Genomic DNA, 24569 nt, shown 5'->3' with positions numbered 1-24569 from the left:
AGTGTTTTTCGTAAAAGTTCTAATCCAATTGGTCCTGATCCTTTTTCTCTGTTTGTTTCTTATTATTCGTTTTCTCTTGCCTAATATTGAACAAACGCTATTTAGTGACCAGTTCGCTCAGCTTATTTCCTATGACTCCGGTGGGACTATCGAACTTGTCTACCAAGAGTTTCTTCCTATGCCAACCGAAGAGTATCAGGCGCACCTTGTCGAATTACGTCAGCGGTTTGGTTTTGACGTGCAGATGGTTCCTAAGCAGGACATGTCGCCCTTGGCACAGGAAAAGTTAGATCAGTCAGGAGAATTTATTGATACCGAAAGCGTGTCGATTTATCGCCTTTTACCAGACGGAGAGCGAGTGCTCGGCTTTGTATACTTAGAGAAAGCGAGCCCTAACGTTATCTCTAACGCTCAGTGGCGCTCGCAGGGTGTGCTGTTCACTATTCAACGTATCTTGCGACAACTTCCTGAATCAGAATGGGGGGCAAAACTGTATCAACTCTCTCACTATTTTGACTTTAACTTGAGGTTAGTAGACATATCTTCAGTGTCGTTAGATGAGCGTCAAACACGCTACTTGTCGACAGGCAAAATTGCTTGGATTGAGCATGAAGATTCAGAGTTTTATGACACCTACTTCGATTATGCCTATTTGCGTGTGTCCCCAGATAGTAACAAAGTGATTAAAATCGGCTCTTATACTGAGAAATTTTTAGAAGCGGCTTATCCCATGTTGTATTCGATGTGGTTGTTGATTGCCGTGTTCTGTGTTCTGCCAGTGATTCTATGGCTATACCCAACTTGGAAATCGATTCGCAACTTAGACAAAGCTGCCGCACAGTTCGAGCACGGCGATTTTACCGCTCGAGCCAATGAAGTGTTCGGCAGTAACAGCAACAATTTTGTACGCGGTTTTAATCAAATGGCAAACCGCATCGAGTCCCTAATACTAATGAACAAGTCTTTGGTTAATTCGGTATCCCATGAGTTAAGAACACCTCTGTCTCGTATTGAGTTTGACTTAGAACTGGCGCGTTCAAGTCGATTAAAACCAGAGGAGCACGCAGCACTGGATCGCATCGAGAAGTCTTCACAAGACATCAATGACATGGTTGGTGAAATGCTAACCTACGCCAAATTTGAACGTGAGGTGCCAACAACTAGCTTCGTTCCGGTTAACATTTCTACGTGGTTGGATAAAGAGCAGCTAACTTGGCCGCCAAGTTCAGAGAAAATCAAAGTCATAGTTCAAAACTCAGACCCATCGGTCAGTTGGCATATCGATAAATATTACTTGGGCCGTGCGATCAGTAACCTAGTTTCCAATGCGATGAAATACGCGCAATCAACGGTGCAAATAACCATTTCCAAAACTGATGAAGGTCTCGCGATCTGTGTTGATGATGATGGTACAGGGGTTGATATCAGCTATAGAGAGCAAGTGTTTGAGCCGTTTTTCCGGTTGGATTCTAGCCGAAGCCGTGATTCTGGTGGCGCTGGTTTGGGGTTGGCAATTGTTAAACAAATCGTGGTCTGGCATAAAGGCGTGGTAAGAGTTGAAGACTCAAAGCTTGGTGGAGCTCGATTCAAAATATGTTTAAACAAGGAGGCGGCATGAGCGTAGGCGCTTCAATTTTGTTGGTAGAGGATGACTACGAATTGGCAAACTCCATTTGCGCGTATCTGAAATCTGAAAGCTTTAACGTAACTTTGGAGCGAGACGGACTTAATGCGGTTGAAACTATTGTTGAGCAGCAGCCAGACTTGGTTATCTTGGACCTAATGCTGCCTCATAAAGATGGACTGACGATTTGCCGTGAGGCGCGTCCGTATTATCAAGGTTACGTGTTAATGCTAACCGCCAAAGACGATGAAATCGACCAAATTGTCGGTTTAGAGGTAGGAGCAGATGACTATCTTTTAAAACCAATTAAGCCGCGACTGTTACTTGCAAAGATTAATGCGTTTTTGAGAAGAAAACCGGACGCGATTTTTGCTGAAAAACCCAGTGGTGATCTGCAATTTGGTGACTTGATAATCTCAGAGAAAGACCGAATTGCTATGCTGGATTCTGTTGAACTTGCATTGACTTCAGCTGAATTTGAACTGTTACTGTTACTGGCTCAACAAGCAGGTGAAGTTCTGTCTAGGGATGATATTGCAATGGCGCTGTCTGGCCAGCAACACGATGGGTTGGAGCGAACCATAGACAATAAAGTGAGTTCATTGAGAAGAAAAATAAACGATGACGCAAGAGCGCCGAGAAAAATAAAGACGATCCGCGGTAAGGGGTACGTTCTAATTCCTAGCGCCTTTTAAATATCGCACTAATGGAAAATCGCTGTTAAAACATGGGAGCTAATATGGAGATCTAAACCTGCTCAAAAGTGATTACACAAAATGCAATTTGACAAAGATCTCGATTCCATCCATGCCCCTCTTTTTCACGCCGTAAGAGAGTTGCTTATAGAAAAGCACTAACTCATTGAAACCAAGAAAACGCGTATTACGACATACTCTTATGCAGGCAGTGGGGTTTGTCATATGAGAACAACAAATTCAGGCGTCGATATTGGCTTTTTAAAAGGGTATTTATTAGAAGATCGCGATGCTCAGCTTAAAGGTAATGGTAAAAAGTTACGTGTGTTGTCATTGGCATCTTGTGATTTAGCGAATGCAGATTTAAGCTTGCCAGATTTGTTTGTTTCACAGGCTAAGGGCTTATGCCGACCTTAGCCTGAGCAATGCTTAAAGAAGTTACCTACAAGCCCCAAAGCTGTTTAAACGAACTGGCTTGTCGGCGAGACATTTCTATTTGCACTCCAGAGCTCGTTTGAATATCCAGAATGCCACCACTTCCAAGACTTATATCCGCGATATGATGAATGTTAACGATCCAACTGCGATTGGCTCTAAAAAAGGCATCATCTGGTAGTTTGTTTTCAAGTTGCGTTAAGTTTTTGTAGATACAAGGGGATTGGTTAACCAAATGAACTTTGCAGTAGTTACCTAGGGATTCAAACGCTTGTACATCCTTTAGTTTAATGAAATGGCATTTATTACCGTCTTTGACGAAAAAGTGGCTATCTAAATCAAGAGTTTTACTTATTGATGAACGGCACTTTTCTAAGGCAGTTTGTAGTCTTTGAATGGTTACGGGTTTAACCAAGTAGTCCAACGCATTGTATTCGAAAGACTTAAGAGCGAATTCATCGTAGGCAGTGACAAAAATGACTTGCGGACATACATCGAGTTGCTCTAGCAATTCAAAGCCATTGCCACCGGGCATATTAATATCAAGTAACAGCAGGTCTACATTTTCAGATTTAAGAGTATTCAAGGCTTGGTGAATATCTTCTGCCTCAAACAGATCACTCACACCTCCTATCTCCATCAATTGAGATTTGAGTTCTAGCCTTGCCAAACGGCTATCATCGACAATTAGTACATTCATTTTAGCTAGCCCTCTCAATAGGGAACATGAGCGTGGTAATAACGATCATATCATCACTGTTGATTTCTATGGATGCTCTTTGGCCGTATAAGAGCTTAAGCCGTTCTCTAATGTTACTAAGACCAATACCCAATGAAGGTTTGTTATTGTTGATAGTGTTTAGCGGATTACAGACAGTCACAATCACCATTGACGTGTCGTGGGTAATCGTCAGCAGTACTTTGTTTTTGTTTGAACTGGTATCAATGCCATGTTTGACGGCGTTTTCAATGATGAGCTGTAACATCATTCTAGGAACAAGAATTTGTTCATTAATCTGAATATCGAGCTTGTATTCAAATCGTTCACTTAGCCCTAAAGACACCAATTGCAGATAGCTTTCAACCATATTGATTTCCTCCGACAGCTTAACTTTATCGGTATCAATCGGTTTTAGGTTAAACCTGAGCAAATCAGCAAGCTGTGCTAATCCATCTCGTGCTTTGTTAGGGTCTTCCAGAATAAGCGCCCTTAGATCATTGATGGCGTTAAACAGAAAATGGGGGTTGAGTTGGTTGTTCAAGGTTTCGATTTGGCTCTTCAATAGTCTTTGTTTTGCATCTGTTAATTGACGAACTTTGATCACCGCAAAATAGAGGCTAGACCACAAGAAGCAGAAGAAAGTGACATTTGGAACGTTGCCAAACATGATTCGAATTGCAAAGTCGGCCGCTTGGTCTTCAGCTATTGGAAACGTTATTTCGAAGTGGGCCAGCAAAAAGACACAAACTGTTAAAACGAGTGATGAAACTAAGCCAATGGTAATACTAGAGACAACCAGATAAACAACCTGCTTAACATGCTGTTTAGGTGCAAAAAGTCGCTTAAAAATCAACCTAGACAAGTGCGTCAGTATGAAGGCCATTGTGAACAAAATGGCCGTGAAAAAAAGCTCTATGTAAATGACAAAGGGTTGCGTCAAAATCCAAATAGCAAACAATGTATAAACTAAAAACCAGCCCCCAATTTGTAGAGGCCAGTATTGAGTAAAGTAAGAGGTGTTGAACTTCATACTAGTTATTGAACATCTTTCTTCAGAGTTAGTGGAAAAGCATAACCTTGATTGAACACCCCTTGATATCCACCTTCTTTATAGCCGCCCGAATAATTGGCACCGATGATTTTCGACTCAAATGACAGTTGCTTCGCATCCATCACGACGTTCTCTAGCGGGATTCCATACGCTTCTTGAGCCGGGCTATTTAGAGAACCAAGGAGGTCATCCGCTAATACGGCAAGATTGAATTCCAAGGGGAGTACTGTGTCGCCACCAACGGCCAAATCGCCTTTCCAGATGCCTTCCATCTTCGCGATGTTCAATCTTTCTGTAGACAGAGGCTGCAAAGTGACTTCAACAGTTTTCTTTTTCTGATTAAAAGTACCGACCAGTACATCGTTGATGATTTCCCCAGAAAACGTCACATCTAAGGCCTCATCTTCGAACTTAACAAGACTACCATTCAGTTCGAAGTTAGATGGTTTTCTGCTAAACATCCCTTGAAGTGGGCTGTCTAGGGTAAGAGTATTGGATGATTCGTCAATATTGAGCCCAAGTACCAATGGAAATTGCTTGTCTAGTGGTAACAATCCACGCCACTTAACTTCTCCAGCCATTAGATTAATGCTAAAGGTTACGGCAATCAGTAATAGAATTTTTTTAAACATTATTTTTCCTCACTAAAATCTAATCGCAACATTAACTGGAACCAATAACTGAAGTGAATGAATTGTGGCTAACGGTCTAGATTCTATCTGAATGGTCGTAATGGTCCTAACCTTTATACCCAAGTGGCTTCAAGATGCAGGATTCAGCGCTACATATTCTGGTTCAGTTTAAGCATTGCTACCCAAAGGGCGAACGCATCGGATGGACAAGTCCTTTCCAAGTTCTCTGACGAAGAAATAAGCTTGTTAACTCTGGCTGAAACTCACATCTTAAGGTTACTTGGGAATAGTTAGGGCATATGCGGGCTAATTGCAGCATGTATTGCATCAAACATTACGGCAAACGTAGCAGCAAACAGTGCGTCAAATAATGCAGCAAACTAAAACCCCAAGATAGTCAGTTTGCCTTGGGCCAATCGATCAAGTTGACAGGCGATATCTAGACGTCGATTGACCGGAGTCTGATACAGGCTTTCCAGTTTGTCGAAGGTGGTTTCGACAAAGGTCAGTTTCTTTAACCGCAGGTTCTTGTGGCTATGATGATCTAAAAACGCTAAAGACGCTTTGGCCATTACTTGCTGACAGGTTTCCATCACGTACTTGCTTGGCTTCTTGAGCTTGACGACCTTCTGCAGATGGCCAACCGTGATGTCCTTGTTGGCTCGTGACAAAACACATGCGGCGTAGATGTCTAGTAAGACGACAGAGCGTAACCTCTGGGTTTCGGTATCTTCATAAATAGCCATAAAGCAGGGGAGTTTAGATTCATCGAAGCACTGTGCTTTGACAGCATGTGTTGCCAAGTCTTTGTCGACGACTCTTTTAAGTAACTCGTCTAGTTTACTTAGCTCTGGTAAAGCTAGCCCATCTGAGACCTCAGGAATGTCATCTAACAAGACCTCGCTCTGTTCAACACCTTGTACTAACGGCAATAGCTTTTCAAAAAGCTGTTCATCGTCGAATGGCTTATTAAGTACAAAGTTCGCGCCGGACTCAATCGCATCGTTAATCTGAGCCTCATCATCGACCGTGGTAATCATGCCTATTTGTGTAGATACGCCTTTGCGGCGAACGCGTTTGATAAGTTCAATACCGGATATTTCAGGCATGTTCCAATCGGTAAGCAAAATCTCAGGCTGCCATTCGTCAACCATCGATAAGGCTTCAATCGGGTTGTTGGTTTTCTTTATAGATAAATGACGATAGCCAAATTGCTCTAAAGAGCGTCGGACTATTTCTAACGTGGCCTTACTATCATCAACGACAAGTACTTTCACAATTTCGGTTTCTTGATTAATTTGTAATTAATGTAGTCCAAGATCTGAATTGCTGCCTACACTTAACAAGTTGTTTTGTTGGGGGAAATATGGACACTGAGAACCTTGTCTCTACTAAGTTATTGGAAATAATAGCATTTGATGTTGGCCTGCTGATTTTGGCAGGTTGGTTTGTAATCATGTGGCTGATTTTGACCGAGTTTCGAAAGTTCGCGGTTAAAGTCACCAAAGGCCACGGAAAAACAGACCATATGTTGTTAGAAGATTTTCATGATTCAATTAATTCTGCGCTTAATTTCAGCTCGGAAAATCGCAAAACTATTAACGCCTTGGCACGGGTACAAGAAAACCTTGAAAGCCAGTTATCGATCATTCAGGAGTCCGCAGCCGATAACTTGAGCCATGAAGACAAAGCAAAAATTGATGCATTGAACAACAAGTTAAAACAAGCACACCAATTGATTGAAAAGCTTGAGGGCGATCTAAGTACCAGTGTTAAACGTCTCAAAGCCACCAAAGAAAAACTCTATGCGCAATACGATAGTGCCGAAGCCCTCAAAAAAGAAAACCAAGAGCTGTCTGATAAGTTTGAACAGCTTGAAAACGAGTATATTCAGCTGTCTGACAACGGCAGACTGGGCGGAGACTCAGGAAATTTAGCTAACAACGAGCTTAAGAAAACGTTAGGCCAATACAAACGGAAAATGGACGAGCAGGATCAAGTGATCAAGCAGCTAATGGAACAGAATTCGTCTAGCGGAAATCAAGATATAAAATCGCTGGAGAAAAAGCTCGCTGCTGCAGAAAACAGCTTAAAAAATCTAGGGAAAGAAAAAGAGTTTGTTGAAGCCAAATATCTGGAATTGGCTAATAAGAACCAAGACAATTAAAATTGCTTCAAGTGGTTGATAAAAAAGCGGCTTAGGATTGATATTTATCGCCTTGCCCCCAATGTTTTAAGAAATCGCTATTTGGGAGTAAATATGACTTCTTTTTCTGATGTTTCTTTGTCAACTGAACGCTTTATCCTGAGACCCTTAATTCCAAATGACGCAGCATCGCTGTTTCAAATTTTCTCTGACGTTGATGTGATGCGTTACTGGAATACACCACCTTGGGCATCTATTGAGGTTGCCAGCCGTTTTATTGAAACATCTAAATACGAGCTTGAAGATAAAAGTTGTTTAACGCTCGCAATTGAAGATAAGTCAAACGGACAACTGGTAGGAAAATGCATGCTGTTTTCTTTTCATATTGGGTCTAAACGTGCAGAAATTGGCTTTGGAATTGCAAAGCAGTATTGGGGAGTTGGCGTTGTACCCGAAGTGGGCAATACATTGATCAAATTTGGCTTCCAAGAGCTGGGCTTGAGACGTATTGAAGCTGAAATCGACCCTGAAAATCGAGGGTCTGCATCAGTACTTAAAAAAATGGGCTTTAAAAAAGAAGGCTACTTAAGACAGCGCTGGGAGATAAATGGTCAGATTACTGACTCCGAGTTATACGGTTTATTGGCATCTGACTTGGTTCAGTCTTAGTGCCCAGCTTTAACCATATCGCGAATTTTTACTGCCTTTTCAAAGTGGTCTAATTGATGTTTTTGAATCCACCAAGTTGCTGCTTCCATCAGTAATTCCGGGTCATCATTTTTGTTGGCAAAGAATGCGTAAAAGGAGACACCCACGTTGTCGCCTTTTTGGTTAATCTTCTTTACGCAAACGTCGATTATTTTGGAACGGAGTGAATCACGCATAGCTTGTCTCAGTGAACTTTTTCATTAACAAAAGGGTGTTACACAGTAACGGTTTGTTGTGTATAGAACAAGTATTCCTTAGAGAGACGAGGCCTCGCTAGCGAGCTGTCCTAACTGAATTTATAAGCCGAGATAAAAAGCAAGCACTAAAGAAAACAGGCAAAATAACCACCGGAACACGTTTGAGTTTTGCTCCTGAGAATCACATAGTTTGATAAGCAGCATCGCGACGAGAACCATTTCACCGATAATCTGAATAGGAAATACAATCAAACCGTAAAAAATGCCGTATCCTGGAGCCAGCCCTGAGTTTTCACTATCCATTAGAGCACCGATAAATAGACAAAATGAAATGAATATTAGGTGGTTTAGTGTCAGTTGGGTTAAAACTCTGTTCATGTTCTGATACCCATTATTTGGTTACACTAAATATGCAAAAGGTTGAGCTTTGTTGTCGAAACTAGTGCAATTTGTTTCGAGGTCATTCTCGTTAATTTAAGAGATGTTCAAAGCCGTACACCATATTTTAGAAGCAGAACATATCGAGTCTGTGGATGGTTTCCAACAATGAATTTTTAAGGTTTATCTAGAGTGCTTGGTTAAGTAACGGCAGAAACTCAAGAATCAGAGTAGAGCAGGCTGAGAGAGAAAATTTGTGCCACCTGAAGGAGGATTTTTAGTGTGAACTCAGCTTTAGCACTTTCGGAAAATCCGGCGCCCGAGTTTGGCAAAGCCTAATGGCAATTACTCCCTCAATGTTTTGAATCATAAGTTGAGTTTTCGAGTGCTGCTCTGACTTCGGAGCGTGCGAAATTTCAGATATTTGCTCCAGCTTATATCCGAGACTTCGACGACCAATGTCGCCAAGAACCTCGGATATTGTAAATTCAATGAATTACTGAGATGTGTCTTGATGTGTTTTTTGGAAAAACTGCCAAGTTAATTTGGATATGTCTGAGATAATCTTGGTGTTGGTCGCGCTGCTTTCCATTGAATTGCTGACAAACACGCTCAAATAGTAATAGTCTCCATTAGGGAGAAAAACAATACCGATATCATTTTGTGCCCCAGTCAGCCCAACATTATTTTTGCCTGAATGCCCAGTTTTGTGAGCGATGGTAGTACCTTTTGGGAGCCCAGCTTTAATCGTGTTGCGGCCCGTTCTTGAGCGTTTCATGGTGTCCCAGAGAAACTTATGACTTTCAGCGGTTAGGATAAAGTCTCGGTTGGTATAGAATGAGCTGAGCGCTCGATTTGCGGCGTTGGCGGTTGTCCAATTTTGATATTGTCGATTCCAAACCTTTTGCATAGTCTCTTCATCGTGCACAATCGCAATGTCTGTAACACCATTTTGGTGGAAGAAGTCCTGTACATTGTTTGGTCCGCCTAACATCCTAAAAAGGACGTCACAGCCTACATTGTCACTCATGGCAACCGTGTACTCAATTATTTGAGCTAAAGATAACTCAGTACCATTTGGGTAGCGTTTTCGGATAGGACTCCACAGCCCATTGTCGAGATCGTCTGGCGTTATTTCAAACATATCGTCCAGCGACCATTTACCCTGATCAACTTGATGCAACACGGCTACGGCCAAATGATATTTGTAAACACTTTGCATCGGCAGAGGTGTATCCCCATTTACTGACACAATCTCTAACTCACTTTGCGTCCATATTGAGACCCCAACAGTTGCGTTTTTGTTTTCTAGGATTGATTCAATGTCAGATTGAAGAGTTTCAGGTTTTAGCATTTCGCCTTGGTTTGCAAAAGCTACCAGCGGAAAAATACTAAACAGAGCAACAGCAAATAACCTACATATCATGATGTTAACTTCTAATTGGTTGTCTAGTGGTAAACGTGACAAAAGGTGAGCTTAGACTATAAAGTCGACTTAAGCCGCAATTACAATATCAGACTTTACCTAGGATCGGGTAGTGATGGAATATGCTGTAGCTCGCAAGTTCTTACAGTCTAAGTGGAGCTTGTACTCTGCGATTGCCTAAGCTTGCCAGACTTTATTATCAGAAATAACCCGATTGATACTTCACCTATCTCAGTGAGCAAAAACATAATTTGAGTATCACTGAACGTTCCTGCGAGGTATGAACCTACGATTCTAAACACGATAAATGAAAAGAGGATAATGGTTGCCAGCACTGCTGGGTAAACCCATGTTTTGGTGAAATAGAACAATGCAGCAATGGAAACACCAATTCCGACCATCAAACTGCAGTAGATTAGAATAAAGGCGATTTTTCCATCAAAATCCACCGCATTTAGGCCTATTCTCGCCAATTTTTCATCGATATCCCAAAGCGCGTTAAAGCCTGAAACAACAAAATAACCTGACATGATGGTTACATACAACTTCCCGAAAAAATCTAACTTCATATAAAAGCTCAAACAGCTACTAATTGATCAAATTGATTTTTATAGTGCCATTATAAGCCGCTTTCGGCTAGTAAGATTTAGAATGACTTTGTAAGAAAAACTAATAACTTGACTTCGAATAGCAAGAGTCGATTTCGCGAAATTGAAAATAAAGACATAACAGCTCAAGACTATGAGCTGTTACATCTTGGAGCGGCTTACTAAGTTATAACTTGTGCCAACCTGAATATGGTTATCGACCGACCTTACTTCTCATAAGAAGAAGCAAAAAGTAGGTACCACCGATTATTGAAACCACAATACCCGCTGATACTTGTCCTGGATAGACCACATTCTGGCCTAGCCAATCTGAGAACATCATCAACGATGCGCCTGTGAAGCCGGCTATGACCATTTGGTCTTTGGCTCGCTTGGCTCCTAGCATCACCGCGACGTGCGGCGCGAGTAGTCCGATAAAGGATACCGGGCCCATGGTGGCCGTTACCGAAGCGCAGAGCATGGCAACCAATACAAGGAGTAACTTGAACCGTGAAGGTACATGGAGTCCTCGCGCTTGAGCGAATCCACGTCCACCTGAAATTAGTGTTAACCAGCGGTGAAGCGACAACGCCAACCCAGACAGCACAAGTGTGCAAACAAATAGAGTGATCGCCGAGTCTGCTTCTACTCGATACGTTGAGCCAGATAACCATGTGAGTAGTAGATAAGCAGTTTCATTACCTTGTGCGAGAATGAACTGAATAAGTGACTCAATAAGCGCCGTCAACGCAATACCAGTTAGTATCAGCATTCCCGGTGAATACTGATGTCGTCTCCCCAATAGAAGCAGTAGCGCTAATACTGCTAAACAGCCTGATAAAGCCAAGGAAAACTGCAGTTCAAACAAGGAAGTACCAAGTAACATCATACCAACCACAAGAAACAGACTGGCACCGGCCGATATGCCAAGAATGTCAGGACTGGCGAGTGGGTTGTAAATGATCCGCTGCAGTACAACACCAGCAACGGCTAACCCAAACCCGGCGCTAAACACCGTCATTATTCTCGGGTATTGTTGCCCCCAAACGAACTCAGTGGGTAACTGAATTGTCCATCCTGAAACGTGCCCAGTGTTGAAGACCAAGATACTCAAAATCAAGATCAGAAGAGTTGAAACAATCGCCACTGCCAAAGTGCTTGAACGAAATTTGATCGATGTGGCAGGCAGCGACAGACTTAATTGATCTTGAACCTTTAGTTTATTTCTAGCAAACCAGATTAAAACTGGAGCACCAATAAAAGCGGTGACGGTCCCGGAAGGTATCACACTGATTGAAATAGAATTGATCGCAACTGTGAGTGTATCAGTCGCCAACAGTAGACATGCACCCATTACCATGCTGGACCAAAGCTCGGCTTTTGGTGTTCTTGCACCTGCGTATCGAGCGATGTTCGGAGCTATGAGTCCGATAAAGCTGATAATACCTACTGTTGCTATGGCAGAAGATACCAACCACAGACCAAGAATGAGTAAACACGCAAAAGCTGGGATTAGGCTAAGCCCTCGAGCCGCGGCGTTTGTTTGTCCCAATCTCATTAACGCTAATATCCTGGGAGAAGCGAACAGGACTATCACAGCTAGTATGAGTTGTGGGTAAAGCCATTCAACTTGTTGCCACCCGTTTTGGGCAAGATCACCGGCGCCCCATATAAACAAGTCTTTCGCGTATTCATTGTTGAACAACGCAATTCCGGTAGCAATGGCGCCAAATAAGATGTTCACGGCCATACCAGCTAGAACAACTCGGAGCCCCGATAACTCTTTGAGCCCAACAATGGTGATCACCACGGCTAAACTCGTCATAGCGCCAATAAAGGGAATCAGGATTGAAGTGAATGCACTAGTAGGTGGTAGCCATACACCGGCGACAATCAAGGCTAGCCAAGCGCCAGAAGAAGTGCCCAGTGTGAGCGGTGATACTAGTGGATTTTGCGTCAGCTGTTGTAACAGACTGCCAACTAACCCCAAAACACCGCCCACCATCAAGGCAATCAGAACTCTGGGAAGGTGTGCCTCAGCAAACAGAATTTCCTCAAACTCGACAGGCGTAAAGTTAGATGCGAGCATCTGTAATAACACTGCCCATTGATGACCTAACGTTAACTCGCTGCCAATGTAGAAAGAGAGGGCGAGTAATGGCACCAAAAAGGCACTTAAGCGTATTGCTGCCATTTATTCACCCGAATTTGGAGCAAGCGCGACTAGGCTATTTGCCAAAGCTTCGGATACGTGAAGCAATGACATCGCACCGCCGTAATTCCATACTGGTTCTACCGAGTGCACATTGTTGTTTTTGACAAAGGGCATAGCATTCCACATTACGGATTTAGACAATTCGGCTTCTTGATTGAAAGGTTTGAAATACAGCGCCAGTCCATCTCCGATGCCATAGAGCTCTTTAACACGTTTCTGAGTAACGCCCCATTGTGTGCTCGGTTGAGGTAACGCCATTTCAAATCCAAGTAGATTGAGCGCTTCTTGCGTACTTGAATTATCGCCATAGAGGTAAATGGTGGTAGTACTAGCAAATCTGAAAGCCGCAACTTTAGGTTTGGTCTCGGGATAGAGTTTGTCCAACTTAGCTTTCATTGCATCAATTTTGGCGTACATCTCATCCACTTTTTGTTTGGCAACATCCGCCTTGGCTAGCGCGTGGCCGATTTGGTGAAAATGTTTGATCGAGCGTTCAACATTACCCGGTTCCTGCTTGTAAGTATGGTAATAAAGAACAGGAGCGATTTTTTCTAGGCGCTCAGTGAGGTCAACTTGGGGAGAGCCAATAATAATCACATCGGGTTTTAGCTGCTCAAGGCGCGCCATATTTGGTTCCATTCGCGTGCCTGAGTCTTCAACCGATTCTGGTACTTCCGGCTTTACCACCCATTGGTTGTACTCAGATATTTCAGGAATCGCGACAGGCGTAACGCCTAACTCTAAGACTTGCTCAGCGATATCCCAGTTAAGAGCGGCAACTCTAACCGGAACACTCGGTAGGGTTTGTTCTCCACGACTATCCTGAACCTTGATTTCGGCACTGACTTGAACAGTAAAAAACAATAGGGCGATCAGAGCATTTCTTAACATACGATGGCTACCTTGTGGTTGTGTATTGGGTGGTCGATAAGTGATACGGGGGTGTTGTAAAGCGCTGCTAAATTTTGCTCATCCAAAAGAAGTGAGTGTTTGCCCTGAAAGAGCACTCTTCCGTGTTTTAGAGCAATGACATGACTGGCATAACGCAGCGCCAAGTTGAGATCGTGAAGAATGACCACGACCCCTTTAGCGGATTCTTGGTTAAGTTTTTGAAGTAAGTTCATGACTTGATACTGATGCTGGACATCTAATGCAGATGTGGGTTCATCTAGAATCAAAAAATTGGACTGCTGGGCGAGCAACATGGCTATCCAAGCTCGCTGCTTTTCACCACCAGATAACTGGTCAGCGAGTTTATCCCCCATACTGTCTACATGCGTTTGCGTCATGGCATCATCGATGATTTGGTTATCGTCGCTGTTCCATTGACCAAAGACACCTCGCCAAGGGTAGCGGCCAAGCCGAACTAGCTCTCTTACGTTTAACCCGGCAACTTCAGGCAAATTTTGCGGTAGGTATGCCACCTCTTGTGCCAGTGATTTTGTTGAAAATGAGCGAATTGGTTGGTCATTGAGGTCAATGTAACCTTGTTCCGGTGCAAACTGTTTTGCCAGCAAATTCACTAAGGTGGATTTTCCTGAACCGTTATGACCCAAAACCACAGTGAAACCTTTGGGGTCAATGGTTAGACTGTCAATGTCTAGTATGGTTTTGTCATCTCTGATGACTTTGATTTGGCTAAGTTTATACATAAGATTTGCGATTAGTTTTTAAGTCTAGGGCAGTCTTCACATAAGGTGCCTTGGGTCGTTTTGAATACCAAACAACAGCTTTTTCTGACATATGAGATCATTGGGTTGTTACCTTCACTTCCTTTGTCTTGAATATTGGCGATTTGATCTAATGGCAGCTGAAATGCACTCAGCCACATGGCTGCATTTTGTCGAACGTCGTCCAAAGAAAGCGAAGGATCAAAAGATCTGAGCTTCATACAGCAATTAATAAGTGCATCAGCCAATAGGTGCATGACGAAACCGGGCCTACATCGGTATAGTTGGTCTAGTTGGATTCGGTAAAATTCAAACAATTCGCGTAACTGTTCGGCGGCTTTAGGTACAAGATCTCCAATTTCTCCGTGTTCATGAGACGCAGAAGCAAAACAAAAACCAGCAATGAAAGTGCCCATCTGGGACTGACCAAACTGGTGAAAATCAGGCAATGTTTTGAATCCATAGACACTGATAAAGGCAATGTATAGGGGCTGCCAAGTGGTTAGGTCCCAACATCGAGTGAGCCAATATGCATTGCCAGCTTCAGGATGTTCGTTCTTCAAACTAGTGTATAGCTGTTCGAAAAACGCTTCATTGCTGTGACCGAAACGCAGCATGGTATCATCGGGTTGATGTATCTTTCCTGTTAGGTAAGGTGACACTTGTTCACACGCGCTAAACAGGTGTTGGTGAAATGTATCTTGCACGCCAGATCATGGTCCTTCTTAAAAATAACGAAAGCAGTAGTTGTATGACATCCAGCTGCTTTCGTGTTTCGGTTAAAGTTAAAGCTCGAATTTGAAGTTCAACTCAACAGTTCTCTCTTGGCCATACCAGCAATGACTTTCGTTCCAACAGGTATAGGACTCAGAGTTGAATAGATTGTTGGCAACAAGATTGGCCGATGCACCTTGCAATGCTGAGCCAAATTGGCCTAGGTCGTAGCCCAGAGACATGTCTATTAGGGTGTACGCTTCGACTTTTCCTTTGTTGCGTTCGTTTGTGTCATTGAGAACAGCTTCACCGACGTAACGCACACCACCACCAACGCGCAAACCTTCTGCACTGCCGTCATTAACCAAGTAGTTCAACCAGAGGTTGGCCGCTTTTTCTGGTACAAAAACAGGTATCTGACCAACCTTGCTAATATCCCCATCCTTGGTAATTTCGGTATCCGTGTATGTGTAGTTAGCGATCACATTGAGGTTATCGCTGAGCATGGTGTTAGCTTCAAGTTCTAGACCTTGAGAGCGTATCTCGCCTAGTTGAGTATATGGGTCGGTTCCCGTGGCACGATATGCGACGTTTTCTTTGGTAATATGAAATAGCGCTGCGCTTGCCGTTGCATTTCCAGTAAAGGACTCATATTTAAGACCAGCTTCTATTTGTTTACCGATTTCAGGTTTTAAACTTTCTTGGTCTTTATTCGACGCGGCAATAGGTTGGAAGCTTGTTGCGAAATTTGTGAATGGAGAAATACCATTGTCGAATTTGTACAGTGCACCAACGCGGTAAGAAAAGTTATTGTGGCTAGTTGATGTGTTAATTTCGCCTTTGACTGGAGCTGGTAACACAACCCCTTGGTGTTTGTAGGTAGTATAATTGGATTCTAGTTTTGTTTTCACATGGTCATATCGGCCACCGGCTATGAATACCCAGTTTGTAAGCATCATTTGATCTTGGAAATAGACACCCAACTGATTCATTGAGACGTCTGCATTCGATATCGTGTCTGTAAAGAAGTTGCTTGGGTTTAGCGTGTTGTTATTTGGGTTATAAAGATTGATACTTGCAACATCACTAAATGGGGTATAACCAGCACTGCCTTTTAGTGTGCGGTAATCGACACCAAACAACAGATAGTGTTGCGAATTACCAATATCCATAAAACCGGCGAGTTGATTATCGACACTGATCCCCTTGGAATCTTCATCTGTACTGTAGGCTGTTCGAGTAAGGTTTCCGGATGTGGCATCAAATGCGCCACTAGCTGTCCCTGCCTGATAGAGCTCGGCGTCCATGTAACGGAAGTTTTGCAAAAAACTCCAATCGCTACTGAACTCGTGATTAAACTTATAGCCTGCCAACCAGAAATCGCGTTCCAAGGTGTTGTAGTTAACATCGCCGGCGAAGGTCGAACGGTCAATTTTCTTGCTTGGATCGGTTGCCGTAATACCCTCTAAAGGAATCGTGAGGTTATGGCCCAGAGCTGGGTCATTTTGGTAATAAAAGTTGAAATTGATGAAAGTACTGTCTGAGAGATACCAATCGAAGGAGGGGGCGAAAACGTAACGCTCTTCTTCTACATAATTAATTTGTGTGTCTGATTTTCTGCCTAATGCCACAATGCGATACGCAAAGCTATCGGATAACGCACCGGTAGTATCGATTGAGGTTTCCATTAGATTGTTGGTACCGGTTGCTACATTCAGTTTTGTACTTCGCTCTTGCTGTGGAGCTTTAGCAATGACATTAACCATACCACCCGGAGGCATAGTACCGTACAAAACCGAAGTCGGACCTTTAAAGATTTCTAACCTTTCAACAGCAGTAGGGTCAATTTGTGGCTGAACGTTCCATCCCGGTAAAATTGGTAGCATTAGGCCGTCATAGTAGTTGTCTGTTGAACCAAAACCGCGGATATTGACCCAGTTTTGCAGCACGACACCGCCACCTTTGTTCTCAGTGGATACTCCCGGTGCATATCGTAGTGCTTGCATTACAGATTTATTGCCACGTTGTTCAAGCTGTTCACTTTCGATAACGTTCAGCGTTTGTGGCGTTTCTATCGGTTCAAGTACCGTTTTGGTAGCGGTATTGCGATAGGTTTGACCAAACACCTGAATGGTTTCAGTTGCTTCTGTATCCGCAATTACCAACGGGGTGTAAGAAAAGGTCGCAGCAACCGCTAATGCAACAAGAGAGCAGCGCAGTGCAGGTTTGTGGGGTGTACGTTTCATTGATTCCTCAGCTATGTCCTTAAATCAGCCAAGTGTTCGCGCCAAGTTTTGAAAAGGTTTGCGAGTGGTCAAAATCGACCAGTTCTCCCACTAACGTCGGTGGTTTAACGCGCATTCTTTCTCTGCGAACACAAATGATAATGATTATCAGGCGTGAATCATATAGATTTCACTGAGGTGAAAATTAACAATTTGGTGCAACTCTCATTTAATTGAGTTCACTCTCAATAGTTTTTGATAATTGGGAACCAATATTCCATGTAAGAAGAGGCTGAGGTTGCGTTGAAGCGATGATCATACCGTTCAATCTCGTATCCATCGACACCTTGATAGCCGGAATCAGGCAACCAAAAAAGGATAAACCACTCGACCAAATCGCTAAGTTTTTCGATAGGTCCGTGCACGGGCAGTACTGCGTAGTCGTGTTTTGGAATAACGAGGGAACTGAGTTTACTTTTTACACTTTGGCCTATGGTTTCGGAATCTAACCCTGCCCAGTATTCGAGCCCATCTTCTCCCATAACACTATGAGTGACATCAATGACGCCCAGCTGCGGGGTTAAATATCGGACTTCTGGGTAGTTGGTATGAAGATCTTCCCAGATCTCGGGAACCTTTTGTTTGAAATCTGGTGTTTCCGCAAAGAGACCTTTAATAGGCTGTTTAACACCGTAAAGAGTTGAGGCTTCGCGATGCTCTATGCGGATTTGAAAGTAGTCGTTATCTGGCAGAAACTTCGGAGCGGATGCACTAGGTCGGACCAACGGAATCTTAATCCCCGTGCGATTCCCTTGTTGTCGATAAGCTCTAGGACTGAGCCCAAAGTGTTGTTTAAATGCGCGAGAAAAACTGATCTCCGAATTGAAGCCAAAGGCTAGCGCAATATCAACAATTCTATCTTGACTGATTAGCACCTGCTCAGCGGCGAGACTTAGCTTAATCTCTCGCACATATTGCGCCACGTTGAGCCCGGTTTTGGATTGAAATACCCGTTGTAACTGCCAGCGTGACCAGCAGCTTTGTTTTGACAAGTCTTCCAAAGTTAAAGGCTGGTCGACATTGCTATGGATATAGCTAAGTAGTTTCTCAATCCGATTGAGTGACGGGTCCAATAGGCTCAAAATAGTGTTCAATGACAGCAAACAGTATGCCGTCATCCTACCACAAACTACAGACTACTAAATAGTTGCTAAGACAAGCGGCGTGGTGCATTTGACTACTGACGGCTTAACAATAAGTTTGCACCAGACACTGCGAGAAAGCTGGCACAAACACGATTAAAACGTTTAATCATTTTTGGCTTAGTGAACCACTGCTTTAGATAGAGCCCGAATAAGGCATAGACCGATATTGCACCCATTTCCAATAACAAGAACACAGCGCCTAACACCAAAAATTGTTCATCAACATTTGCTGATACATCAACAAATTGTGGCAGGAACGCGGTAAAAATGAGTATCGCTTTAGGATTACCAGCAGCGAGCAAAAATTCTTGTTTAACTAAACTGAATCGATTTTGTGTATTACTAAGCTCAGTGACTGGATTTGACTCAGAGCACCACAAGTTAAAAGCAATCCACAATAGATAAGCAGCGCCTGCAATTTTAATCGTGAGGAACAGAGTCTCAGAAGCATAAAGAACCACAGCTAACCCGGACGCTGCCAACACAATCATTACAGAGAACGCGGCAATTCGACCCAGACCCGCAACGATTGCCGATTTAAAACCATAGCAACGTGCGTTATTCATTGACAATAGATTGTTTGGCCCTGGGGTAAGGTTTAGCGCAAAACATGCAGGTATAAACAATACCAATTTCCACAGTTCCATGTTTCCTCCAATTTTAGGCACTACTACTGCTGTAAGTTGCCTTCTGTTTACTGTTCTTGATGGGTACCTGAAACCAAACCGACTAAAAACTCAGACATTCTCTCTTTTTGATAATCTTCCATTGAGGTAAACAGTGCCGCTGCAGCGAGTAGGGTGATTGAAACGAAATAAAGTAGAAATTTCTTTAATGAAGCACTCACGTGAGTTCCCTATGAATTCAAACTGGCAAGAAGATTCACTCTAGAGTTATAAATGCCATATTTCAATAGGTTGCTACTTGTTTACTTATGCTACCTAAGTAGTGGAAGTAGCCCCAAAAGGAGACCAGAACAAGCTAGCAAAGATAATATCGAGCCCGAACGCACCAGGAACGTAACCGTAACTTCAGATCTATAGTCTGCAGCATACCCAGCTCCAGCGATGGGGAGCGCTCTACTAGCCCCTGTCACTGACGCAGCTGTTATTCCCAACCAAATAAGAAAAAAGCCGATAATGGAACCATAAGCCACCAGTATTCCGAAAAAAACAGGCAGATCAACCAGTGACCAGATAACCCCAAATATGGCCAGTGCCATTCCACATTGAACCGCCGTAGTGTGGCCAGACAGTGCCATTCGAGAATTTTTGACAACCGGTATTAGTGCTCCTTGTATCAGCCCAATTATAAATAAGCCAATTCCAGCAAAAATGAGGTGAGATCCAATTTGTGTGAGTTCTATCATACAGCCTCCCAACTATGCGTAAAGATAGAGGCAATAGGACTGTTCACATCCCCGTCCACATAAGGATTAAGCGATTCGTATTCATTTTGCTTGGTGCTACGGTTTAGCGTGATATTCATTGCTAATCTCCACAGTAAAAACACATGGTAGATAGCGAAATATCAAATTTCATTCACCTAGATTCATTTTTTAGTTTGCTCAAGGTTTGCGGTGCAACACCAAGATACGACGCGATATGATATGACTTAACCCGTTTAAATATATGAGGATATTCATCGATTAAGCGCTGATATCGTTGCGCCGCTGTTTCTGACATAAGTGAAAGTACGCGTTTGTATGTTGCAGAATAATAGGTGTTATGGATCCAGAGCCTAGTTAACGCAGACCATTTTTTGTCTTTAGACACAAAGTTATCTATCTGATTGAGCGACGCCACGTAAAACACCGAATCTTCCAGAACCTCAAAGCTAAGCATGGAGCCAGAATTCTCGTAAAAGCTAACACTGTCATCCATAAAATGGTTCAAGTCATGTTTACTTTTGCCGCGAAAATACAGTTGCCAGGTATGCTCTTTGCCATTGATATCGCTCAAGTAAGACCGCGCTAAACCACTTTTAATAAACCATATCTCGCTGAATACTTTACCAGCCTGATGGACGATAGTTCCCTTTTTGACGTGCTTTACCTCGAACAGTTTGCACGCTTCTGCCCATTCCTCATCACTAACAGGGATGTGATGCTCAATCATTTTTCGAAAATATTTCATAGAACTTAAAGCTGATAGTGTTGAAATGTAAGCATATCAACACTAAACAAATTTACTGATTATTGATAGCACGTGGAGCTGTCAATCTGGAAATCGGTTAGTGGTGTTCAAGCCCAAATCGACGTAAGCAATAATGTAGCCATACTCTTTGTTTGAGAGCTGGTTTGACTTAAACAATTGCGTTGCAATCTCGAACGTCCATTCTGTTCCTGCTGGTGGTTTAGGAATGGATAAATCTACTTCTAATAGAGATTTATTGATAACCCTGTGACCTTGATTTTCAGCTTTTCTTGCGCAGTAACTTAGAACATATTCAACCGCGTACTTGTCCACCGAAGGTTCGCCACTGTACTCTATCTTACAAGCTACAACCTTATCGCCTTGGGCCGTTATATACTCAAGCTCTCCGCGCGTAGTACAGGCAGACAACAAGCCCAAGCTTAGCAATGCAAATATGACTCTCAAATCAACTTACCCATGTTAATCACGCTTAAGCCGTTGCCTTTTTATTCAGGAAAACCTTCCAACTTGGCAACTTGTAATCCAGTTTTATGCCAGTTGGCTTGTTCTTTACAAAAAATCTGAGCATCAACCGCCTTTGATGGTTCTTCATTTAGAGAGCCAGCCGGGACAATCACGAATTTTTCACTTTGAGTCAAAAATGGCAAACTCGAACCACAATCCATACAAAATGCCTTAGAGAATGAACGTGTAGGGTGATCATAGCGTTTAACCTTGTTCTCCCCTTTAGTCCACTCGATGCTTGAAGGAGAAGTAAACAAATTCGAAGCATGAGCTGAACCAGTGAGCTTTCGGCACTGGTCGCAGTGACAAAAGAAGAACTTATCGAAGTTGTCTTTTAGTTTGAAGGTGACGCTTTCACAGCAACAGCCACCCGTAATTTCTGTATTCATTTGCAACCTCCATGTTGGTTAACTCTTTCTTAAACTCTTTTTTTACAGGTGTTTAGATATAGCAAATTAGGTATAACAATCTCGAGCAATGTTCATATAAGTTCAAACTTTGGACATGGCGTTCCCTGATGATATTTCATTTGCCAATTTTGACCAGTAAACGCCCAGATTGATGAACGTTTAGAAAACGCACTGACTTCACCCGACTCTGAAACCCATGCAGATTTGTATAGAAGTAACTGAACAGATGGCTCAAGAGCGATGCACTGGAATTCTTGAGAATGAATGTAACCACTTGACGGTTTTTCAGTTCGCATCATATCAAGGATAGAAGGGTAATCAAAACTCGATCCTGAGCGACCAACTTCCTTAAAAGTAGAATGAAGCAAGCGTTCCACTTCATCAACATTCTGCCTTATTTCATACTGATGTAAGGCAATTTCTTGCTCAATTAGTACTTCCATACAGTCTCCATTGTATCTATGGTTGAAGTAGCACCTTGTGCCATTGCCCATCGGTACTTTTGAAATGTTCACGCAGATGTAAGCGGCTTTCTTTAAATGTCAAAAACTCAATTGATAAAGGCTTTACTATGTAACCGCCCCAATTTTCTGGTTTCGGCAAGATATGACCTTTCATCCGTTCTTTTACATTATCAAATTTTGTTGTTAGTTCTGATTCTGAAGACAAAGGTTTACTCTGGTTAAAACTCATTGTCGTCAACTGAGCGTCCCTTGGACGCGTTTGCCAATACTTAATTGCTTCTTCTTCAGATATTTGCTCAGCCACGCCCACCGTGCGTATCTGAATCCCAATATGATCCCACCATAAAGCTATAGAAACTTTTGGGTTCCTACGAATATCGTTGCCTTTATTTGAATCAAGATATGTGCAAAATACCAAGCCAGATTTACTTACCGCTTTTAAATCGACAAAACGACTTTCAGGAAATCCGTCTTCATTTATTGTTGAAACGCACACTGCACTTTTTTGCTTGAGCGGTGTATTTAAAAGTGCCTGTTTCCATACGATATTAAATTTGTCTATTGGGTCTTCCATGTACAACATTTTCCTTTCAGATAAAACGCCAAGCTAAGCCACCACTTGATTTGAGCAGCTTTGTGCTCACGTCGCGTATAGCACAAAACGAGGGTAGTATTTAGGTATTGGGATAACGCAAAACTGTTACGTGGTTGCCTCGTAATTCATAATGTATTCGATCGCTTCTTGTTGAGATTCAAGGAGTATTTTGGGATTTTCAGCGCTCCAAAACGGAAGGTCCATTTCACTTAGAGCGGTGATATCCCCATGTAATAAATGGGCCAAGAAGCATATTTAGCTTCTTGAAAAAGCCTTGGTACTCATTTCTATATATAGCTTCCGCTTCCTCGACACTATCCGCGGTAATTATTGCTGCTTGCTCAACGAATCCCTGCGCTATTAACTCTTCTGACTCTTCTTTGTATCTGTTCGAATCAAGGTTTAGATACGTATATTCATCGTCTTTATTAAAAAATTTGAAATCCATCTCGTCACCTCGTTTTAGAGAAAATCACAAAACATGCCTTAAAACTCTAACCTAGAATCCGACAAATAGAGACTAGTCATACGTATTGTGCGAGTGAGACTAAACTATGGCGAAGCTCAATTAAATTATGGAAAAGACAATACGTTCATGGTCTTTCTCATCCTCTACTTTCAGTAAGACACCTTTGGAATTTGCTGCCTTTACCGCTTCAACTAATGCTTCTAGTTGTTCGCCATTCTCGTCAAACTTAGAGGCGATGCTTTTTGGCAGTACATTAACTAAAATCTTTATCAAACCACTAGACTGTTTTGCGTCGCAAACATGTTTTTTTTAGATCTCTCCACCAAATTGCCCAAGTAATTTGTTTAACTCAATGATTCATGGAGATTTTTTTGAACTGCTCGAAACTTAAAACTTCGCGAAAGGTGGATTGGCAAAGAGCTAAAGAAAGCGATGAACGTCCAACAAATTCAGAACCAAAAACACTAACTAGAAAATGGTATATAACCGCCAATTAAGGCATGAGGTACGCAATACGATGCTCCCGCAGACCACTTTACTCACTTAAATCAACGTATAGTAAAAATGCCACGCGTGCCGAATCACTCTTAATTGTTTAGCTATTTGCCCGTCTCAAAGCCTAGTGCTAACATTTGTACACACAAACTAGCAAAGGGATAAATCATGGACACTAGAATTCAATTTCGTGTTGATGAAGAAACAAAACGCCTAGCTCAACAAATGGCTGAGAGCCAAGGTCGCACTCTGAGTGACGCATGCCGTGAACTTACTGAGCAACTCGCTGAACAACAAAGAAAAACATTGTCTCACGATACATGGCTAACTGAACAAGTAAACCTAGCATTTGAGAAGTTTGACTCAGGAAACTCCGTTTTGGTTAAGCACCAAATTGCTAAATCTCGAATGGAAGAACGCAAAGCCAGAATCCGTAATCGAGGTAAGCAATGATTTTATGGGAAGAAGAGTCACTTGATGATCGTGAAAAAATCTTCGAGTTTCTTTATGACTTCAACCCTGATGCGGCAGAAAAAACTGACAACCTCATTGAAGTAAAAGTAGAACACTTGCTTGAACAGCCTTTAATTGGTGTACAACGAGATGGCATCCGTGGAAGATTACTCATTGTTCCTGAGATTTCGATGATTATCTCTTACTGGGTTGAGGGTGATATAATCCGAGTTATGCGTGTACTCCACCAGAAACAAAAATTCCCTACGGATCGATTGCTTCCTCTGGGGAACTAACGCCCAATTAAGGTGTGAAGCACGCACCACGACACTCAAGATAAACACCGTAAACACGAAACCCGACCCAAACCAAAATTGCCGAGCGTGCGGAATCA

General features: G+C 42.6%; 30 protein-coding genes. 7 read left to right on the top strand and 23 right to left on the bottom strand.

Annotated features, from left to right (window positions below):
• Position 1 precedes the first annotated feature (1 nt).
• The 3 genes from ACXAFJ_RS14645 (at position 2) to ACXAFJ_RS14635 (ending at position 2736) form a co-directional block, all read left to right on the top strand.
• Positions 2–1618, top strand: a complete 1617-nt coding sequence (locus ACXAFJ_RS14645) for an ATP-binding protein (RefSeq protein ID WP_475324440.1) — start codon at positions 2–4, stop codon at positions 1616–1618.
• Positions 1615–2319: a response regulator gene (locus ACXAFJ_RS14640; protein ID WP_475324439.1), complete on the top strand. Its 705-nt coding sequence runs from the start codon at positions 1615–1617 to the stop codon at positions 2317–2319. Before ACXAFJ_RS14645 ends, ACXAFJ_RS14640 begins: the two co-directional genes overlap by 4 nt.
• A 225-nt stretch (positions 2320–2544) precedes the next feature.
• A complete protein-coding gene (locus ACXAFJ_RS14635; RefSeq protein ID WP_475324437.1) occupies positions 2545–2736 on the top strand; it encodes a hypothetical protein in 192 nt (63 codons plus the stop codon).
• 25 nt (positions 2737–2761) lie between these two features.
• Here the strand turns inward: ACXAFJ_RS14635 and ACXAFJ_RS14630 are convergent, their stop codons facing one another.
• The 4 genes from ACXAFJ_RS14630 to ACXAFJ_RS14615 form a co-directional block, all read right to left on the bottom strand.
• A complete protein-coding gene (locus ACXAFJ_RS14630; protein WP_475324436.1) occupies positions 2762–3454 on the bottom strand; it encodes a LytR/AlgR family response regulator transcription factor in 693 nt (230 codons plus the stop codon).
• Position 3455: 1 nt separating this feature from the next.
• The gene (locus tag ACXAFJ_RS14625) at positions 3456–4505 is read right to left on the bottom strand and encodes a sensor histidine kinase (RefSeq protein WP_475324435.1); all 1050 of its coding nucleotides are present in this window, start codon (positions 4503–4505) and stop codon (positions 3456–3458) included.
• 5 nt (positions 4506–4510) lie between these two features.
• Positions 4511–5158, bottom strand: coding sequence for a hypothetical protein (locus ACXAFJ_RS14620; protein WP_475324433.1), 648 nt, complete (start codon positions 5156–5158; stop codon positions 4511–4513).
• A 380-nt stretch (positions 5159–5538) separates the two neighbouring features.
• Complete coding sequence (locus ACXAFJ_RS14615) at positions 5539–6435, bottom strand: response regulator (protein ID WP_475324432.1); 897 nt, start codon at positions 6433–6435, stop codon at positions 5539–5541.
• A gap of 89 nt (positions 6436–6524) precedes the next feature.
• Here ACXAFJ_RS14615 and ACXAFJ_RS14610 point away from each other — a divergent pair, with 89 nt between their 5' ends.
• The gene (locus ACXAFJ_RS14610; RefSeq protein WP_475324431.1) at positions 6525–7325 is read left to right on the top strand and encodes a chromosome partitioning protein ParA; all 801 of its coding nucleotides are present in this window, start codon (positions 6525–6527) and stop codon (positions 7323–7325) included.
• A gap of 93 nt (positions 7326–7418) precedes the next feature.
• Positions 7419–7973, top strand: coding sequence for a GNAT family N-acetyltransferase (locus ACXAFJ_RS14605; protein ID WP_475324429.1), 555 nt, complete (start codon positions 7419–7421; stop codon positions 7971–7973).
• Here the strand turns inward: ACXAFJ_RS14605 and ACXAFJ_RS14600 are convergent.
• The 19 genes from ACXAFJ_RS14600 to ACXAFJ_RS14510 all read right to left on the bottom strand — a co-directional run bounded on the left by ACXAFJ_RS14600 (position 7970) and on the right by ACXAFJ_RS14510 (position 23500).
• Positions 7970–8188, bottom strand: coding sequence for a DUF6500 family protein (locus ACXAFJ_RS14600; RefSeq protein WP_475324428.1), 219 nt, complete (start codon positions 8186–8188; stop codon positions 7970–7972). The genes ACXAFJ_RS14605 and ACXAFJ_RS14600 overlap by 4 nt on opposite strands.
• A 120-nt stretch (positions 8189–8308) precedes the next feature.
• Positions 8309–8587 (bottom strand): hypothetical protein, encoded by a 279-nt coding sequence (locus tag ACXAFJ_RS14595; protein ID WP_475324426.1) that lies wholly within the window; start codon positions 8585–8587, stop codon positions 8309–8311.
• Positions 8588–9083: 496 nt separating this feature from the next.
• Positions 9084–10013, bottom strand: a complete 930-nt coding sequence (bla, locus tag ACXAFJ_RS14590) for a class A beta-lactamase, subclass A2 (protein ID WP_475324425.1) — start codon at positions 10011–10013, stop codon at positions 9084–9086.
• A gap of 149 nt (positions 10014–10162) precedes the next feature.
• Entirely contained in the window at positions 10163–10582 is a 420-nt protein-coding gene (locus ACXAFJ_RS14585; RefSeq protein WP_475324424.1) for a hypothetical protein, read from the bottom strand.
• A gap of 232 nt (positions 10583–10814) precedes the next feature.
• The gene (gene fhuB / locus ACXAFJ_RS14580) at positions 10815–12794 is read right to left on the bottom strand and encodes a Fe(3+)-hydroxamate ABC transporter permease FhuB (RefSeq protein ID WP_475324423.1); all 1980 of its coding nucleotides are present in this window, start codon (positions 12792–12794) and stop codon (positions 10815–10817) included.
• Positions 12795–13706 (bottom strand): ABC transporter substrate-binding protein, encoded by a 912-nt coding sequence (locus tag ACXAFJ_RS14575; RefSeq protein WP_475324422.1) that lies wholly within the window; start codon positions 13704–13706, stop codon positions 12795–12797.
• Positions 13700–14467 (bottom strand): ABC transporter ATP-binding protein, encoded by a 768-nt coding sequence (locus ACXAFJ_RS14570; RefSeq protein WP_475324421.1) that lies wholly within the window; start codon positions 14465–14467, stop codon positions 13700–13702. Before ACXAFJ_RS14570 ends, ACXAFJ_RS14575 begins: the two co-directional genes overlap by 7 nt.
• Before the next feature lie 11 nt (positions 14468–14478).
• Positions 14479–15192, bottom strand: coding sequence for a siderophore ferric iron reductase (locus ACXAFJ_RS14565; protein ID WP_475324419.1), 714 nt, complete (start codon positions 15190–15192; stop codon positions 14479–14481).
• 78 nt (positions 15193–15270) lie between these two features.
• The gene (locus ACXAFJ_RS14560) at positions 15271–17445 is read right to left on the bottom strand and encodes a TonB-dependent siderophore receptor (RefSeq protein WP_475324418.1); all 2175 of its coding nucleotides are present in this window, start codon (positions 17443–17445) and stop codon (positions 15271–15273) included.
• 224 nt (positions 17446–17669) lie between these two features.
• The gene (locus ACXAFJ_RS14555; protein ID WP_475324416.1) at positions 17670–18602 is read right to left on the bottom strand and encodes a GyrI-like domain-containing protein; all 933 of its coding nucleotides are present in this window, start codon (positions 18600–18602) and stop codon (positions 17670–17672) included.
• 59 nt (positions 18603–18661) lie between these two features.
• Positions 18662–19276 (bottom strand): LysE family translocator, encoded by a 615-nt coding sequence (locus ACXAFJ_RS14550; protein WP_475324415.1) that lies wholly within the window; start codon positions 19274–19276, stop codon positions 18662–18664.
• A 47-nt stretch (positions 19277–19323) separates the two neighbouring features.
• Entirely contained in the window at positions 19324–19476 is a 153-nt protein-coding gene (locus tag ACXAFJ_RS14545) for a hypothetical protein (RefSeq protein ID WP_475324414.1), read from the bottom strand.
• A 694-nt stretch (positions 19477–20170) separates the two neighbouring features.
• Entirely contained in the window at positions 20171–20764 is a 594-nt protein-coding gene (locus ACXAFJ_RS14540) for a Crp/Fnr family transcriptional regulator (RefSeq protein ID WP_475324412.1), read from the bottom strand.
• An 81-nt stretch (positions 20765–20845) separates the two neighbouring features.
• Positions 20846–21229, bottom strand: coding sequence for a hypothetical protein (locus tag ACXAFJ_RS14535; protein ID WP_475324411.1), 384 nt, complete (start codon positions 21227–21229; stop codon positions 20846–20848).
• A gap of 41 nt (positions 21230–21270) precedes the next feature.
• Positions 21271–21678 (bottom strand): GFA family protein, encoded by a 408-nt coding sequence (locus ACXAFJ_RS14530; RefSeq protein ID WP_475324410.1) that lies wholly within the window; start codon positions 21676–21678, stop codon positions 21271–21273.
• A gap of 92 nt (positions 21679–21770) precedes the next feature.
• Positions 21771–22142 carry a nuclear transport factor 2 family protein gene (locus ACXAFJ_RS14525; RefSeq protein ID WP_475324408.1) on the bottom strand — a complete coding sequence of 124 codons (372 nt, stop codon included), beginning with the start codon at positions 22140–22142 and terminating at the stop codon, positions 21771–21773.
• A gap of 16 nt (positions 22143–22158) precedes the next feature.
• Positions 22159–22737, bottom strand: coding sequence for a pyridoxine/pyridoxamine 5'-phosphate oxidase (locus tag ACXAFJ_RS14520; RefSeq protein WP_475324407.1), 579 nt, complete (start codon positions 22735–22737; stop codon positions 22159–22161).
• 226 nt (positions 22738–22963) lie between these two features.
• A complete protein-coding gene (locus ACXAFJ_RS14515; RefSeq protein ID WP_475324406.1) occupies positions 22964–23206 on the bottom strand; it encodes a hypothetical protein in 243 nt (80 codons plus the stop codon).
• A gap of 120 nt (positions 23207–23326) precedes the next feature.
• The gene (locus ACXAFJ_RS14510) at positions 23327–23500 is read right to left on the bottom strand and encodes a hypothetical protein (protein WP_475324404.1); all 174 of its coding nucleotides are present in this window, start codon (positions 23498–23500) and stop codon (positions 23327–23329) included.
• A gap of 390 nt (positions 23501–23890) precedes the next feature.
• Here ACXAFJ_RS14510 and ACXAFJ_RS14505 point away from each other — a divergent pair, with 390 nt between their 5' ends.
• Positions 23891–24175, top strand: a complete 285-nt coding sequence (locus ACXAFJ_RS14505; RefSeq protein WP_475324403.1) for a type II toxin-antitoxin system TacA family antitoxin — start codon at positions 23891–23893, stop codon at positions 24173–24175.
• Complete coding sequence (locus ACXAFJ_RS14500) at positions 24172–24471, top strand: type II toxin-antitoxin system RelE/ParE family toxin (RefSeq protein ID WP_475324402.1); 300 nt, start codon at positions 24172–24174, stop codon at positions 24469–24471. Before ACXAFJ_RS14505 ends, ACXAFJ_RS14500 begins: the two co-directional genes overlap by 4 nt.
• Positions 24472–24569 lie beyond the last annotated feature (98 nt).

The sequence above is a fragment of the Vibrio sp. ABH4_348 genome, from assembly GCF_056159765.1.
The sequence above is the reverse complement of the archived record's forward strand: the minus strand, read 5'-3'. Positions and strand labels throughout refer to the sequence as shown.